Below are 15,818 nucleotides of genomic sequence, written 5' to 3'. Positions count from 1 at the left end.
GCACCAGCGTGCTTGGATATCACGACTATATACAAGCTGTCTGGACAATTTCTAAACGATGTTTTCATTTTGTAAAAATGAAAACGAAAACACCGCTCTAGGTTTGAACGGTTCCCAATTGCTAGACATCATCTACAATAAGGACTATCGTTCATACGAAGAGCGGTTTTTCAAATTATGTACGCGTTATAAATTGATCATACCATTGCTGGATATTGGCATTAGGCACAATACCAAGCTCATTCGAAAGATTTTCACATAGCTTATCAAACAACTTTTTCACTTCATATGTATTTCCCAGCTCGGCTTGCAGCTTCATCGCTTCCCAGGCAATTTCCTCATTAAACGGAAAACGTTCCAAAGCGTTTACATATAAATGGTACGCTTCAAGAAGCTGTCCTGCCTGAGCATGATATTGTGCGAGCTGCTTAGCAAGTACAAGCCAGAGTGCTCGCAACCGTTCACGTTCGCTTTCCGCCCATATGTAATTATAAGCTTCCAAATAATCGCCGCTGTACTGAGCAAATAGCTTATGATGAGGACCAATTGTCTCCGCACGAACTGGCAAAGACTCTAGCAAATCTTGTTCCCACTGATCCATATCTAATAAAACAGCACCCATTTCTAGTCGATAGCCATTGTCTATATATTTAATTTGAATGTCCACATTCAACCGCTTCAATGTTCTTCGCACTTGATACATCGTTGTGTGGAGCAAATTTGAAGCTTTGTCTAGCTCACAATCAAACCATAGCACTTCTAGGATCGAATCCTTTTGCACCGTTCGACCACGATAATGTAGCAAGTATGCAAATAACTCCTGCGCTTTTAGCGTTCGCCATTGAAAGGACTGTACTTGATTCTGATCGTCTCGCAAATAAAGGCTTTGCATGCAGCATAACAAATACTGCGGAGTCTTGTTCTGATCGTTCGCTGATAAAAACTGCTTATGCAGTCTTTGCATCGTTACTGCAAGGCGATTGCGCTGTACAGGCTTTAATATATAGTCCAATGCATTTACCTCAAAAGCTTGAATCGCATATTCATTGTACGCTGTCACAAATACAATCCGCAGCTCAGGCTGTATTTCCATCAGCTTCTCAGCCAAAACCATCCCATTCATTTCAGGCATTTCAATATCTAAAAAAACAACATCAATCGCTCCATGTTCAGCCAGAACTAACGCCTCTCGTGGATCTTGAGTCATAGCTACAATATCGATATCGTTATAATCTTTCAAAAGACGGTTGAAGCTATGCAGCGCTAACTTCTCATCGTCTACCAGTAAAACTTTCATGTGAACGAGAACTCCTTCCAAAGATATAAGGACGATCTACCTATCTTATAGTGAATACGATGGCAGGAACCGTTATGTTTCTGTCGAATAGGAAGAATTATGATGAAAATTAGAAAAAAATTATTTATTCTTTTGTTATTTTTAGCCGTAATTACAGGAATCCGTCTATTGTGGCTGTATGCCCTCTCCACCCCGAACCAGCCGATAGCGGCTCAAGGGCAGTTTGATTTAACAGATTGGAATTTTGAGCAAGACGGGAACTTAAAATTAAACGGAGAATGGGAATGGCATCCGAACGAGTTGCTAGATCCACACTCTGACCATGCACCTGAAGCGGAATATATTGATGTGCCAGGTAATTGGAGCGATGCACATACACCGCCAGAAAGAAGCCCGCAAGGATATGGTAGTTATCGATTACGCATCAAACTGAACGACAGCGATGATCAAATGCTTGCTCTGCATATTCCTGCCTTGCCCACCTCTTCAGAGGTGTATGTAGACGGGAAACAAATCGCACACTCTGGAAAACCAGCTATCTCCGCTCATTTATATAAGCCGTGGGGTGTCCCTTACATCGCAAACTTTCAAACGGATAGTGAAATAGTGGATATTGTCATACATATAGCAAACTATGAAAATGCATATTCAGGCGGGATAACGCAAGGAATTACACTGGGACTTAGCGATGCGATTCAGAAAAGAATGTGGATCGCCCTCGGAACTGAGATGACGGTGTTCATCATTATGATCATCCATACCATCTATGTTGTACTTGTCTATTGGATTGGCATACGGATTAAAGGCCTCGTCTATTTCGCACTCTTGTCGTTCAGCACAAGTATTTCAATATTAGTAGACGATCACAGGCTTCTGCTTCAGTTTGTAAATATCGATTATTGGTGGTCTATCAAAATACAGTTTTTAGGTTATCTAGCTTCGTCAATAGCGCTGCTGCAAATGTCCAAGTCTCTATTTACCGGCTTCAAACGACCAGCTTTAATCCGATGGCTGACCGTGATGTGTCTGCTTATGTGTTTATATATTTTCATTGCACCAATCGATCTGATCACACCGATCATTCCGGTTTACACACTCATTTTGTATACCCCGTTTCTTATCACGGTTTGGGCAGCGATGAAAGACGTTATTTTAGACAAAGAAGATGCCATTTATTTAGCAATTGGGGTCGTTTGTATAGCAGCCAACTTGATGTGGGGAATAGCAAAAAATGAAGGCTACGTCGATATGTATTATTATCCGATCGACATTATTATTTCTTTCCTAGCTTTCGTCGGTTTTTGGATTAAAAAATATTTCAGCACTACTGTACAACTCGCACATACGACAGAGCAGCTGACAAAGGAGCACACGTTAAAAGACAAGTTTTTGGCTAATACGTCGCATGAGCTGCGCAATCCACTGCATAGTATTATCAACCTATCTCAGGATGTACTTGATTCAGATAAGGAAACACTTAGCGATGAAAGCAAGAAACATTTAGAGTTAGTTGTTACTGTTGGACGTCGAATGTCAAACATGCTCACAGACCTGCTTGATGTTGCCCGTCTGAGAGAGAACCGTGTTCAGCTTCATGCATCGCCAATTGCAGTTCAGACGGTTGCCACAGGTGTTTTGGATATGCTGAAGTATATGACAGCTGGCAAGCCTGTACGTCTCATCAATGAAATCCCGCATGACTTACCTGAGGTGCAGGCGGATGAGGAGCGCGTCATTCAAATTTTGTTTAACCTGCTCCATAATGCAATTAAGCATACGAGCGCAGGTACCATCTCTGTCCGAGCAGAAGTGCGGAACAACACCGCGCATATTCATGTCGTAGATACAGGTATAGGAATCGAAAACAACAAACTAAATCTACTATTTCTACCCTACGAACAGGGGGAAAACAGTTCTTCCAGCGGGCTAGGATTAGGGCTGCATATAAGCAAACAGCTAGTTGAGCTGCATGGCGGAACGATTTTCTGCAGCTCTGTTCCAGAGAAGGGATCTACATTCACCTTCACATTACCGCTTGCAGAATTCGTAAATAGCAGTAAACATGTAAAAAGCAATCTTATTCCATTTGAGTCATTCGAGTCATCAAAATCGCTTGCAAGTGCTGTACGCTTGACAGCTTCAATAGATTCAGACCATGAGATTGCTGCTTCGATCAATCATGCAGATAGGCCTAATCACATAGGTGGTAGTATTACAGTGCTGGCCGTTGATGATGATACGGTGAATTTAGATATCCTTTCTACAATTTTAAGAGCAGAACCTTATCAAGTCATCACAGCAACAAACGGTAATGAAGCGTTGACGATTATACAAGTAAAAGATATTGACCTTGTTATTGCCGATGTTATGATGCCGGGGATTTCAGGCTATGAGCTAACGCGAAATATTCGTCAACATTATTCTGTTTCGGAGCTTCCTATCCTGCTTCTTACAGCACGCAGCGCGCACATCGATATCGAGACTGGCTTTCTAGCTGGAGCCAATGATTATGTCATTAAGCCGATGGATTCGATGGAATTGCGCTCAAGAGTACGCGCGTTAACTGATTTTAAGCATTCTGTGAATGAAAGATTGAAGATGGAAGCAGCTTGGCTGCAAGCACAAATCCAACCTCATTTCTTATTCAACACGTTGAATTCCATTGCCGCGCTTAGCGATATTGATATCGACCGTATGCGAGCACTATTGGAGGAATTCGGCCATTACTTGCGTGCCAGCTACGATTCTCGTAATGCGAAGCGACTTGTGCCACTGGAGCATGAAATTTCACTCGTTCATTCTTATTTGTACATTGAGAAGGAACGGTTCGAAGACAGATTGCAAATTCACTGGGAAGTTGATGATACGGTGAATATTCATATCCCTCCTCTATCGATTCAGCCTCTTGTTGAAAATGCAGTTCGACATGGGATTATGAAACGTATGAGAGGCGGAACGATTACGATTCGAATTGCTAGTTGTCCAGATGGCGTAAACATATCCATCATCGACGACGGAATCGGCATGAACGAAGAAACGGTACGCATCTTGTTCGAACCTGCTGGAAACAGAGCAACAGGAATCGGACTTATAAATACAGATCGCAGATTAAAGCAAGCTTATGGAAATGGATTGCATATACACAGCAGACTTGGGGAAGGAACTGAAGTTAGTTTCGTTGTTCCACTTCGCAACGAGCGTAAATCGAGTTAATGCACTTCATCTATGGAAAAATAACAGGACTTCTTTGCGCTAGAAAGGAGTCCTGTTATTTGATTTTATATGTATGTATAACATAGCTCCATGCAGTGCGGCTAATTTGAAATAAACGGCGACTTCCGTATAAAATGAGCATCATTGATTTGCTGCATGATAAACTTCGCAATATCTACACTGTCCATCTTGGTTCCAGGCATATTCTGCTCATTAACTTGCAAGGTGCCGACAGCTTTCCCTTCGACGACAAATGGAATCCGCAGTAAAGTCCAATCCACTTCACTATGTTGAAGAATGTGCAGTTCTTTCGTCTTATCTTCGATCAAACGTCGGAAAAATAGACGGAACAACTTAGCTCCGACACGGTTCACGAACGACTTCTGATCTCCCGGCACGTCCAATGAGCCACCTGTAATGCCAATAAATCGTCGAATGCCCAACTCATTCATTGCAGCTATAATGTGATTCGTAACCTTGCTGTAGATAGGATCTTTATCTCGGCCGGGCTGACCAAAAGAATTAATAACAGCATGACTGCCTTCTAACAGTTTAGCATATATGTGTGCATCTTGAGCATCGCCTTGTACAACATCCAGTCGCTCGTGCGTAACAGATACTCGCTCAGGATTCCGAGCAAGCATGCGAACGCTATAACCTTCTGACAAAGCTTGCTTAACAATGGCACGCCCTACTTTGCCAGTGCCACCAATGATTGCAATCGTAGATATGTCTTGTTTCAATGATATCCCCTCGCCGATTCGTGACATAGGAACAAGATAACTTCATAAACGATCGTAACTTGGTTCTAGTGGATATATTCGATGATCTCTTTTGCCAACAGCCAGTTTCCATCAATAAGCTAAAGAAGGAAACATAATTTATCCTGCATCATATGACTGCCTTTCTTTCGTATCCAACTCTTTTATGTAGTTTTGTCATCCAGTACTAGCTGCCTTTTTATTCTACTTCCAGTGCCATTTTTACAGATTCTACAGCATGTATGATTGCAGTGTCAAATAGTGGAATAGCTATATCATCAGCCTTTACTAGCAATCCAATCTCGGTACAACCCAATATAATTCCCTCTGCACCGTCTTCGATTAGCTGTTTCATCACATCGATATAGTACTGCTTTGATGAATCCTTAAATTCCCCACGGCACAGTTCTTCATAAATAACGCGATGAACAGCTGCCCGCTCTTCTTTCTCAGGTACGATAACCTTAATTCCATGCGACTCTACTCGTGACTTTACAAAATCTTGTTCCATCGTATAAATGGTACCTAGTAATCCTACCGTCTGGAGGTTGGCTTGTTGAATTTGATTTGCGGTTGCATCGGCAATGTGCAAGACAGGAATAGACAGCTTGGCTTCTACTAAGGCAATTACTTTGTGCATCGTATTAGCCCCGATCACAATAAAATCTGCACCTGCTCGCTCCAATCCTTGTGCGGCATTTCCTAAAAGCTCACCTGCGCCTTCCCAATCATCGTTTACTTGAAAACGAGCGATTTCATCAAAATCAACGCTGTACATCAAACATTTTGCTGAGTGCAATCCGCCTAACCGTGTCTTCACTTCTTCATTAAAAATACGGTAATAAAGCGCGGAAGACTCCCAGCTCATCCCGCCAATGAGTCCAATCGTTTTCATGTATAGCCCCTCCATCCACTCTGAGTATTCGTTCTACAACTAAACTAATCTGGGTGGTTTTCGTTACTATTACAGAAAAATCTTGACTAGTCAACGTATTTTATCGCATGATCCCAAGCTTCCTTGAACTCCGCAACACTGGAAAATCTAAACTCCCGATCCTCATTTACAGCACGAACTGCAACCTCATGCAGCAGTATTCCAGCATCCCACTTTGATAAAGAACGATCTAGTTCACCACCAAGTAAGGCAAATGCCATTGCTCCCATCGTAAACACGTTCGTCCGTTCATCAATAGGTGCCCCTAAAATAAATTCCTCAGGTGACATAAATCGTTTCGATCCGTAGAACTTGCCCATCGTATTGATTAAAGGCTTCTTTTGATAATAATCAATATCACAGATTTTCATCTCGTTCGTTATAAAGTTATAGAGAAGGCTTCCGTCATAGAAATCCACAGCTACATAATCGCTTGCCTCCACATGAAGATGGAAATCAAAGATTCGTTCTAATGAAGCTAGCCTCGTTTCTACTGGCAGCTGCTTAAATCGATAGCACGGAGAGTCTGGATGCGTGTATTTTGCAGGCGGAGGAAAGGCCCAATGCGGATGCAGCGATTCGCCTTCGATCCATTCGAATATGGCCGCATAGCCTGAACCGACTTGAAAATGATCGATTAGTTTAATCAAGGTCGGATGACGCAATTCCTCGTACAAATGAATCGCTGACTTCAAACTAGCTACTGCCGTATCTGCAATCCCCGAGTAATGCTCGGTTTGTGCACCCGCATATTTAACGAATACTTTTTCACTGTTCCGTTCAACACCAAAGCTAATATTGCCAGAGTCCTGTTGATCGAACACCTTACATACTCGCCCTAGTTTACTTAACCACTCAAAATCATGCTCGCTCTGTAATTGAAATTCAACCTCATCTAATGAAACAGTAACTAGATTATTTCCCATACGTTCCTCCTCGAATTATAAGAAATAATATTTCATTCATTGAAACTAGATACCAACTGCCGAATCTCTTTCTACACGTAAAATAGAATACAACTCTTCTAGCTTCTGGATCTGATAAGTAGGTACTATTTCCATCTCAGTCGGCTTCATGCTTGGATTAAACCAGCATGTATCTAAACCTGCGAGCTGTCCACCCCTTATGTCCGCGCTTAACGAATCTCCAATGATTAAAGTCTGCTCTCTATCAAATTCAGGGATTCGATCGAACACAAATTGGAAGTATTCCTTCATCGGCTTCTGGTATCCTGTATCCTCAGATACAAAAATAGATTTGAAATAAGGCAACAATCCTGAATCATGCAAGCGTCTATACTGCGTTTTAGATACTCCGTTCGTCACAATGTAAAGGTCAAATGTACGGTGCAAATTGGTTATCAACGCTAGCGCCCCGTCAATAAGCTGATGTCCTTCCTCGAGGTATCCGCGATATTTTTGCTCTAACAAGGTTCCATCTACTTCCTGCCCGCATTCCTGAAATAAGCGCGAGAATCGAGTATTTACAACCTCATCTCGATCTATTTTCCCTTCCTCAAAAGAACGCCACAATAGCTGATTCATTACTCTATACTTCGCTTCGATTTCATTCGTTAACACTACGTTCTGCTCTTCAAACAGTAGGCGAAGCGCTAATCTTTCAGCTGCACCGAAATCCAACAACGTATCATCTACATCAAATAATAAAGTCCTATACACTTTCAACATGATCTCTCCATCTCCCACTGGCTATAAACAATTACAAACTATTTCTATAAAATGGGGTTAGACCGCTTTGGCAACCTGTTTCTGATTCTTTTCCGTCCCACCGCTTAATTTAAATACTAAAATGCCACCAACGATAATCAACACGCCGAGCAGCTGTTTAAAGGTAAACGGAACTTGCTCAAGTCCGAACCAGCCAAGTGAATCAAACAATAACGCGAATGCTAATTGTGAAGTTAATACAATCGAGATCGCATACGTCGGTCCAAGCTGCTTAACTCCTTTCACAATACTAATAACAACACCTACTCCTATCATACCGCTAAACCAGTACCATGGCTGCATATTATGCAAGGTAAACATACCCGCACCTTCAACGAATAGGCCGATCAGGAAAGAAGCAAGAAACCCCATACCTAATACTAACGTTGTCGTCGCCCATGAGCCCATATGTTCATTCACTTTATTATTAAATATAGTTTGCAGACCAACCAATGAACCTGCAATCAATGCCAGTATGATTCCTACGATCATGATACAACCCTCCTGTGTTCAACCTATTTTGCTGTAAAATAAAAACAGGTTATTCATAAATACTTTCGCTTGCTAACGTACACAGTCCATCACGATTTTTTATCAAAATGCCACCCTTATTCCGCTCCACTAACCCTTCCGCACAAAACTGCTGAATGACCCTATTCAAATGGCGGTAACTTGTTCCTACCAAGTTCGCAGCATCTTTTAAACTGATCGTTCCCAGCTGACCATTAAACAGATAGCCAGATTCATCAGAAGAAATGGACAACAAATAACTGGCCAATCTCACTTCAACTGGATACATCAAATTAAAACTCATCGAATTCGATTTCACGCAAAACTTTTTCGTAATAATGTCGAGTAAAAAATTCAGCAGCGGCGCATAATCCTGCCCATATTTTCGCAACCAACGATGATGGATAGCAATCATACTGACCGGAGAAACTGCCTCCACCGTATTAATAAAATCAATATTACGCAAATATTCAATATCCCCGATCACTTCCAATGGTGTTTTGAAAGACAGAATAAGCGCTTTCCCTTCTGCTGAGGTCGTATATACTTTTATTTTTCCTTTAACAAGGATATACAAATAGTGCGAGGATTCCCCTTGCGTGCAAATAGACTCGCCTTGTTTAAAATGAAACAGCGACAAATGCGGCAGCAACGATTTATTAAAAATAGCTTTCAATTGATATGCCTGCAAATAATGTTCAAGCTGCTCTCGATCCTTCGCCTCTTGCATCGTGACAATCCGCCCCCACCCTTAATCTATCTATGTCGTCTCCTTTATTTTATCAAATTCCGAGAAGAATAACGCCCGTGATCATCATACCGATTCCGATAAACTGCGGCAGCCTCATTTTCTGCTTCACTACATCGAACGCCCCTGTGCTATCGATTAGAAAAGTTATACCAAGCTGTGCGATAAGAACGGCGGATACCGTCATCGTAACGCCAATTTGCTGCATCGCGATAATACTGCTGAAAATGATAACTGCTGCTAAAGCACCTCCCGTTACATATAGAGGCTTTACTTGTTTAAAGTTCTGCCACTTCCCATCACGGACAACTAGGAAAATAAGCAATGCCGTTATAAATCCTGTAAGCTGCGTAATGCTAGCCGCTTGCCAACTGCCAATGTTGTGGCTAATACGAGCATTAGCCACACCTTGCAACGTAATTAATGCTCCACCTGCAATTGCAAATATGATCCCTCGCATGCTCCATTCCCCCACTTGGTTTTGATTCTATTTAAAAGGAGATCGGCGTAAGGGAGGTAGGACATATGTCCTCAACTAGAAAAAATATATCACCGTAAACAAAAAAATCCCTATCCACACTTTAGCGGGAAGGGACATTGGAATTCATCACTTTAACTTACTTTTTATCCACTTGAAGCAGCGAGATCTTTTTAATCGAATACGTATCTTTAATCTTATCTTCTGAAATAAAGTTTAGTTTAATCAGACTTGAAATTTTGGAAGGATCGGCTTTTGATAGCATTCGCCAAACACTAGGATCAACAACTGCTGTATAAAGCTTGTTATCATCATATTCTTTTCTTTCTTGGTGAACGATCTTCACCTTGTACTGATCGAATTCCAATTCGGAAGCATGCCGTTCCGAGCAGTGGCTTACGATTTCACTTCGTAATTCCGACAATTGTTGTTCGATATCTTTTTGCTGCTGCTTCAATTCATAATATCGCTGTACTTTCTGGTTCACTATATTCACGCTCCTTGATTACATATGTATGCCAAGAGAGCAAATATTACGTTATTTTCGTTCTAAATTCATTTGAACAATTAATAAGTATGGATGTAGGTCTTTCCTGAAAACAAGCCTATTCGTTCGAATGAATTCTTTTTGATAAGGAGCGAAACATAACATGGAACAACTGACCATCAGTCCAAAACTGCAATCTTTTTTACAAGGCACGAAGAAGCTCTACATAAACGGTGAATGGGTGGAATCTGCACAACAAAAAACGTTCACCTCTATTAACCCCGCTACTGGCGAAGCTCTCGCTACGATTTACGAAGCTCAAGAAGAAGATGTGGACAGAGCGGTAAAGGCAGCGCGAGAAGCCTTCGATCACGGTGAATGGTCCCGCTTGAAGCCTGCTGATCGCAGCCGCTTGATTTATAAGCTTGCAGATTTAATTGAAGAAAATAAGCAAGAGCTAGCTCAATTAGAAACGTTGGATAACGGTAAGCCAATTCGTGAAACAACGGCTGCAGATATTCCGCTCACGATTGAGCATTTCCGTTATTACGCAGGCTGGGCAACGAAAATGACAGGTCAAACGATACCAACAAGCAACCAATTCCTTACGTATACTAGACATGAGGCAGTTGGCGTTGTTGGGCAAATTATACCGTGGAACTTCCCGCTCCTCATGGCTGCTTGGAAGTTAGGAGCTGCACTTGCAACAGGCTGTACGGTTGTATTAAAGCCTGCAGAGCAGACGCCGTTATCTGCGTTATACTTGGCACACTTGGCGCATGAAGCTGGCTTTCCTAAAGGCGTTATCAACGTCATTCCAGGTTATGGCGAGACGGCTGGAGCTCCGCTGGTAGTTCATCCACAAGTCGATAAGATCGCATTTACAGGCTCCACTTCTGTCGGCAAGCTCATTATGAGCAGTGCGGCAGATACCGTCAAAAAAGTTACGCTCGAACTTGGTGGTAAATCACCTAATATTATTTTCCCTGATGCAGATCTGACAAAAGCAATTCCAGGAGCCTTACAAGGCATTATGTTCAACCAAGGTCAAGTTTGTTCGGCAGGGTCCCGACTATTTGTTCAGAAAAAGCAATATGACAACGTTGTGTCGGAACTGGTGACTGCTGCAAGGAAAATCAAGCTAGGCTCAGGGCTGAATGTAAAGACGGAGATGGGGCCGCTCGTTTCGGCAGAGCAGCACGCAACGGTTCAGCACTATATTGATAAGGGGCGTTCTGAAGGTGCGGAGTTACTTACAGGAGGAAGAGTTCCGTATGAGCACGGATACTTTGTGGAACCGACTATTTTTGCAAATGTAAATCCATCTATGACGATCGCTCGCGAAGAAATATTCGGGCCAGTAGTAGCTGCGATGCCATATGATACACTGGATGACTTGATTGAGCAAGCGAATCGCTCTGACTATGGTCTGGCGGCAGGTGTATGGACGCAGGATCTCAAGCGCGCTCATGAAATGGCTGCTAAGCTAAGAGTCGGAACTGTATGGGTAAACTGCTACAATGTATTCGATGCTGCTGCTCCATTTGGAGGTTACAAGCAGTCTGGCTTAGGCCGTGAAATGGGCTCCTATGCTTTAGAGAACTACACCGAAGTCAAAACAGTGTGGATCAATCTTCAATAGCAAACTATGCACTAGACATAAGGAACACTTTATTTCTATATTTCGAAGTTTCTAATAAGGGCTCTCCCACATGGGAAAGCCCTTTGCTCATGAAAATGATTAATGCCTATTTATACTTTAGAAAATAAAGACATGACGTGTTTCGCGGCTGCTTGATAGCCACCTGCATCCCGGAAAGAGTCTCCGATTCGTTTAGCGTTCTCTTTATAGGCAGTTTCATTTAACACTTTCAGCAAAGCAGACTTCAACAATTCAGGGGTAAGATTATGTTTATCCAGTGCAATACCTGCTCCTAGCTCCTCTACCCGCTTCGCTACAACCGGTTGATCGGAACTTAATGGGATCATAACAAGTGGAACATTATAATACAAAGCCTCACTTGTACTATTCATACCCGCATGTGTAATAAAAGCATCTGCACGCTGAAGAATTTCCAACTGTGGAACATAAGGCTCGATAATGAAATGATGCGGAATACAGTCTCCTATTGGATCCAAATCGGTGTCTTGACCGCAAGATAATACAAATTGAGCAGGGATATCTTTAAAGGCTTCAAAGCATAACTTATAAAATTCTAAATCTTTATTCAAAATCGTACCCATGGAAATGTATACGACTTGCTCATACTTAGATCGAAGTTGTTCAAGTGGAAAGTCAGGAGCATCCGAACGAGGCACAATCGATGGTCCAGGAAATATAAAACTTTCATCAAGCTTATCTGCATCTGGTTGGAAATAACGGCTTGTGAATACGAGCTTATACTGTCCTATTTTACGTGTAATGTCCTCTAATGAAGGAACATCAACGTTAAATTCAGCAGCGACCTGTTGTGCAGCATTCGTTATCCTGTCACGTAAGGCATCCAAATCCAAATCAACAGCTTCGGTCGGCATTTCGAAATCAGGTACATTCGCAATAACAAAATGAGAAATCGAGCATATCGCTGGAATACCCAGCTTTTCAGCTAATATATGGCCACCCCAGCCGAACATAGAGTCAAAGAGGACGAAGTCAAAGGACTCATTCTTAGTCAGCCTCAATATTTCAGGAACATGGGGCTGAATAATCCCGCGCACTAGAAATTCAGTGAACTGCAGCGGGTGTTTAACTTCTGCTGGGTTAAAGCCTAGTTCTTTAAATATTTCCTCATTCAGTTGATACGGCAGGAATTGTGCCCCCGTCTGTGACAACTTCCCTCGATAATCCTCCGTACACATGTAAACAACTTCTTCTCCATTCTCAACTAGCTGCTTCACTAATCCTAATGTCGGGTTTACATGACCTTCGGCTGGAAGGTTTAGATACAGTATGCGTGCCACTTACTCCACCTCCGATTATGTTCGGGGCTATCTCCCTTTGATAGGAGACAGCCATAGTATATTCACGATATGCTGCTATACTTTCAAAAATAAAGACATCAAACGATTGGCAGCTTCTTTATAACCACCAGCCTCGCGGAAGGAATCTCCGATTTGTTTAGCCTGTTTTTTATACGATTCCTCTTGAAGCACTTGGAGCAAAGCGGATCTTAAACCTTCAGCAGTAAGGCTCTTCTTGTCCAAATAAATTCCTGCTCCTAACTCCTCTACCCGCTTAGCCACCATTGGTTGATCCGAAGTTAGTGGTATTGTTACAAGCGGTACATCATAATAGAGCGCTTCACTAGCACTATTCATACCAGCATGAGTGATAAAAACATCCGCTCGTTGCAAAATTTCTAATTGGGGAACATAAGGTTCGATAATGAAGTTAGGTGGGATGCAATCTCCAATTGGATCTAGATCAGTGTCCTTGCCGCAAGATAATACAAATTGAACCGGAATATCCTGAAAAGCTTCGAAGCAGAGCTTATAAAATTCCACATCGTTATTCACTATTGTGCCCATGGAAATGTATGCGACTTGCTCATATCGGGATCGAAGCAATTCAAATGGAAATTCAGGAGCATCATAACGCGGAGTGAGGGAAGGTCCCGTTAATATATAGCTAGCATCAAGCTTATCTGCATCTGGATGGAAATAGCGGCTCGTAAACACTAGCTTGCTTATGCCATGATGGAAAAACACATCTTCAATCGCTGGAGCGGTAACTTGATACGTATCGGCAATTCTCTCTAACGTACTTGTTGTCTGTTTATGCAGCGCTTCAATATCCAAGTCGCCATGATCAACTGAAGGTTCTTCAAGTTCCAGCGGCTCCGTAAAAGCAAAATGTGTAACCGAGCATATGGCTGGAATTCCAAGTTTCTTTTCTAAAATAGATCCACCCCAGCCGAACATCGAATCATAAATGAAGTAATCAAAGGTTTCATTCTGCACAAGCCTCACTATTTCTGGGACATGGGGCTCAATAATGCCACGGAGAATAAAATCGATGAATTGAAGCGGATGCCTTGCTTCTTTAGGCGTAAAACCAAGCTCTTCAAATAAATTTTCATTTACCTGACAGGCTCGAAACTCCGCTCCAGTCTGTTGAATCCTCTTCCTATAACCCTCCGTACACAGATAAACAACTTCTTCTCCGTTGTCGACTAGCTCCTTCACTAATCCGATTGTCGGATTAACATGACCTTCTGAAGGAATATTTACATACAGTATGCGTGCCACTTACTCCACCTCCATAATTTTATGAGGCAAGTTCACTTCTGCATTTCAAGTTGAAAATCCGTATCTACTCGTGATCAAGTCCCCATAGTACTCATGCAATATAATGGCAATAGCCACCATATCATCATAGATCAGCTTGAAGGAACGATCAACCTCATCACTTTAGCTGCGCTTACGCTCCATTTATACTTTTGAAAATAAGGACATGATACGATTTGCAGCTTCTTTATACCCTCCAGCATCGCGGAAGGAATCTCCGATTTGCTCGGCATTCTTTTTATAAGAGTCATCATGAAGCACTTGTAGCACGGCGGATCTTAAACCTTCAGTAGTAAGGTTGTTCTTGTCCAGCATCATTCCTGCTCCTAACTCCTCTACCCGTTTCGCAATCACCGGTTGATCAGAGCTTAGTGGTATCGTAACAAGTGGTACATGATAATAGAGCGCTTCACTTGCGCTGTTCATGCCAGCATGAGTTATGAAGGCATCTACTTGCTGAAGAACTTCCAATTGTGGGACATAGGGTTCGATTATAAAGTTATGAGGAATACAATCACTAAGCGAGTCTAAGTCAGTGTCTTTACCACAAGATAATACAAATTGAACCGAAAGATCTTGAAAAGCTTCAAAGCAAAGCTTATAAAACTCCATGTCTTTATTCAAAATCGTTCCCATAGAAATGTATACGACTTGCTCATATCGCGATCGAAGCAATTCAAATGGAAAGTCAGGAGCATCTAAACGAGGTGTAATGGAAGGTCCCGTGAATAGATAGCTATCATCAAGTTTATGCGCATCTGGTTGGAAATAGCGGCTTGTGAACACTAGATGAGACATACCTTTTTGGGTAAATATATTCTCTATAGGTGGGATGGACACTTGAAATAAATTGGCTATTCGTGCCGTCGTACTTTCTATACGCTCACGAAGTGGTCCTAAGTCCAATTCAGTAGGGTCAGCTAATTCTTCTTGCGGCAGCATGGTATCCGTAAAAATAAAGTACGTAGTCGAGCATATTGCTGGGATTCCAAGTTTCTCAGCTATAATACTCCCGCCCCAGCCAAACATCGAATCGTAAATCATATAATCAAATGATTCATTCTCCACAAGCCTCAATATTTCAGGAATTTGGGGTTCAATAATGCCACGAAGTATAAAATCGGTGAATTGAAACATGTGCTTTACTTCAGTGGGGTAAAAACCAAGTTCATCAAATAAATCTTTATTTATTGGATAGGCTCGAAATTCAGCCCCCGTTTGGACAATCTTATTCCTGTAATCCTCTGTACACATATAAACGACTTCTTCTCCGTTGTCGACTAGTTCCTTTACTAAGCCAATTGTAGGATTAACATGACCTTCTGACGAAACGTTTACAAACAGTATGCGCGCCACTTACTCCACCTCCATCAATG

14 protein-coding genes are annotated in these 15,818 nt (G+C 42.0%); 2 read left to right on the top strand and 12 right to left on the bottom strand.

Translation table 11 applies throughout. From position 1 onward, the window contains the following. Nucleotides 1–175 precede the first annotated feature (175 nt). On the bottom strand, nt 176–1,297 hold the full coding sequence (locus IFO66_RS17690; RefSeq protein ID WP_225445853.1) for a response regulator: 1,122 nt from the start codon (nt 1,295–1,297) through the stop codon (nt 176–178). A gap of 99 nt (nt 1,298–1,396) precedes the next feature. Here IFO66_RS17690 and IFO66_RS17685 point away from each other — a divergent pair, with 99 nt between their 5' ends. After that, complete coding sequence (locus IFO66_RS17685) at nt 1,397–4,510, top strand: ATP-binding protein (RefSeq protein ID WP_192026441.1); 3,114 nt, start codon at nt 1,397–1,399, stop codon at nt 4,508–4,510. A gap of 101 nt (nt 4,511–4,611) precedes the next feature. Here IFO66_RS17685 and IFO66_RS17680 read toward each other — a convergent pair whose 3' ends face one another. The 8 genes from IFO66_RS17680 to IFO66_RS17645 form a co-directional block, all read right to left on the bottom strand. Then, nucleotides 4,612–5,253, bottom strand: a complete 642-nt coding sequence (locus IFO66_RS17680; RefSeq protein WP_225445852.1) for an NAD(P)-dependent oxidoreductase — start codon at nt 5,251–5,253, stop codon at nt 4,612–4,614. Nucleotides 5,254–5,470: 217 nt separating this feature from the next. Next, nucleotides 5,471–6,166, bottom strand: a complete 696-nt coding sequence (locus IFO66_RS17675; protein ID WP_192026439.1) for an aspartate/glutamate racemase family protein — start codon at nt 6,164–6,166, stop codon at nt 5,471–5,473. Between the two features lie 86 nt (nt 6,167–6,252). Beyond that, complete coding sequence (locus IFO66_RS17670) at nt 6,253–7,131, bottom strand: serine/threonine-protein kinase (RefSeq protein ID WP_192026438.1); 879 nt, start codon at nt 7,129–7,131, stop codon at nt 6,253–6,255. Nucleotides 7,132–7,176: 45 nt separating this feature from the next. After that, on the bottom strand, nt 7,177–7,890 hold the full coding sequence (locus tag IFO66_RS17665) for a YjjG family noncanonical pyrimidine nucleotidase (RefSeq protein ID WP_192026449.1): 714 nt from the start codon (nt 7,888–7,890) through the stop codon (nt 7,177–7,179). A 60-nt stretch (nt 7,891–7,950) separates the two neighbouring features. Next, nucleotides 7,951–8,424 carry a DMT family transporter gene (locus tag IFO66_RS17660; RefSeq protein WP_192026437.1) on the bottom strand — a complete coding sequence of 158 codons (474 nt, stop codon included), beginning with the start codon at nt 8,422–8,424 and terminating at the stop codon, nt 7,951–7,953. Nucleotides 8,425–8,473: 49 nt separating this feature from the next. Beyond that, nucleotides 8,474–9,172 carry a Crp/Fnr family transcriptional regulator gene (locus tag IFO66_RS17655; RefSeq protein ID WP_192026436.1) on the bottom strand — a complete coding sequence of 233 codons (699 nt, stop codon included), beginning with the start codon at nt 9,170–9,172 and terminating at the stop codon, nt 8,474–8,476. Nucleotides 9,173–9,224: 52 nt separating this feature from the next. After that, complete coding sequence (locus IFO66_RS17650) at nt 9,225–9,650, bottom strand: DMT family transporter (protein ID WP_192026435.1); 426 nt, start codon at nt 9,648–9,650, stop codon at nt 9,225–9,227. A gap of 157 nt (nt 9,651–9,807) precedes the next feature. Beyond that, nucleotides 9,808–10,155: a hypothetical protein gene (locus IFO66_RS17645; protein ID WP_192026434.1), complete on the bottom strand. Its 348-nt coding sequence runs from the start codon at nt 10,153–10,155 to the stop codon at nt 9,808–9,810. A gap of 163 nt (nt 10,156–10,318) precedes the next feature. Here IFO66_RS17645 and IFO66_RS17640 point away from each other — a divergent pair, with 163 nt between their 5' ends. Beyond that, a complete protein-coding gene (locus tag IFO66_RS17640) occupies nt 10,319–11,797 on the top strand; it encodes an aldehyde dehydrogenase family protein (protein WP_192026433.1) in 1,479 nt (492 codons plus the stop codon). A 110-nt stretch (nt 11,798–11,907) separates the two neighbouring features. On the opposite strand, the gene IFO66_RS17635 is transcribed toward IFO66_RS17640, so the two are convergent. The 3 genes from IFO66_RS17635 to IFO66_RS17625 all read right to left on the bottom strand — a co-directional run bounded on the left by IFO66_RS17635 (nt 11,908) and on the right by IFO66_RS17625 (nt 15,798). Next, a complete protein-coding gene (locus tag IFO66_RS17635; protein ID WP_192026432.1) occupies nt 11,908–13,116 on the bottom strand; it encodes a macrolide family glycosyltransferase in 1,209 nt (402 codons plus the stop codon). Nucleotides 13,117–13,191: 75 nt separating this feature from the next. Continuing rightward, nucleotides 13,192–14,403, bottom strand: coding sequence for a macrolide family glycosyltransferase (locus IFO66_RS17630; protein ID WP_192026431.1), 1,212 nt, complete (start codon nt 14,401–14,403; stop codon nt 13,192–13,194). Between the two features lie 183 nt (nt 14,404–14,586). Continuing rightward, entirely contained in the window at nt 14,587–15,798 is a 1,212-nt protein-coding gene (locus IFO66_RS17625; RefSeq protein WP_192026430.1) for a macrolide family glycosyltransferase, read from the bottom strand. Nucleotides 15,799–15,818: the final 20 nt, after the last annotated feature.

Source organism: Paenibacillus arenosi (assembly GCF_014841135.1).
Lineage (GTDB): Bacteria > Bacillota > Bacilli > Paenibacillales > Paenibacillaceae > Paenibacillus_B > Paenibacillus_B arenosi.
Note: the sequence above shows the minus strand (reverse complement) of the source record. Positions and strands in the feature narration are given on the sequence as shown.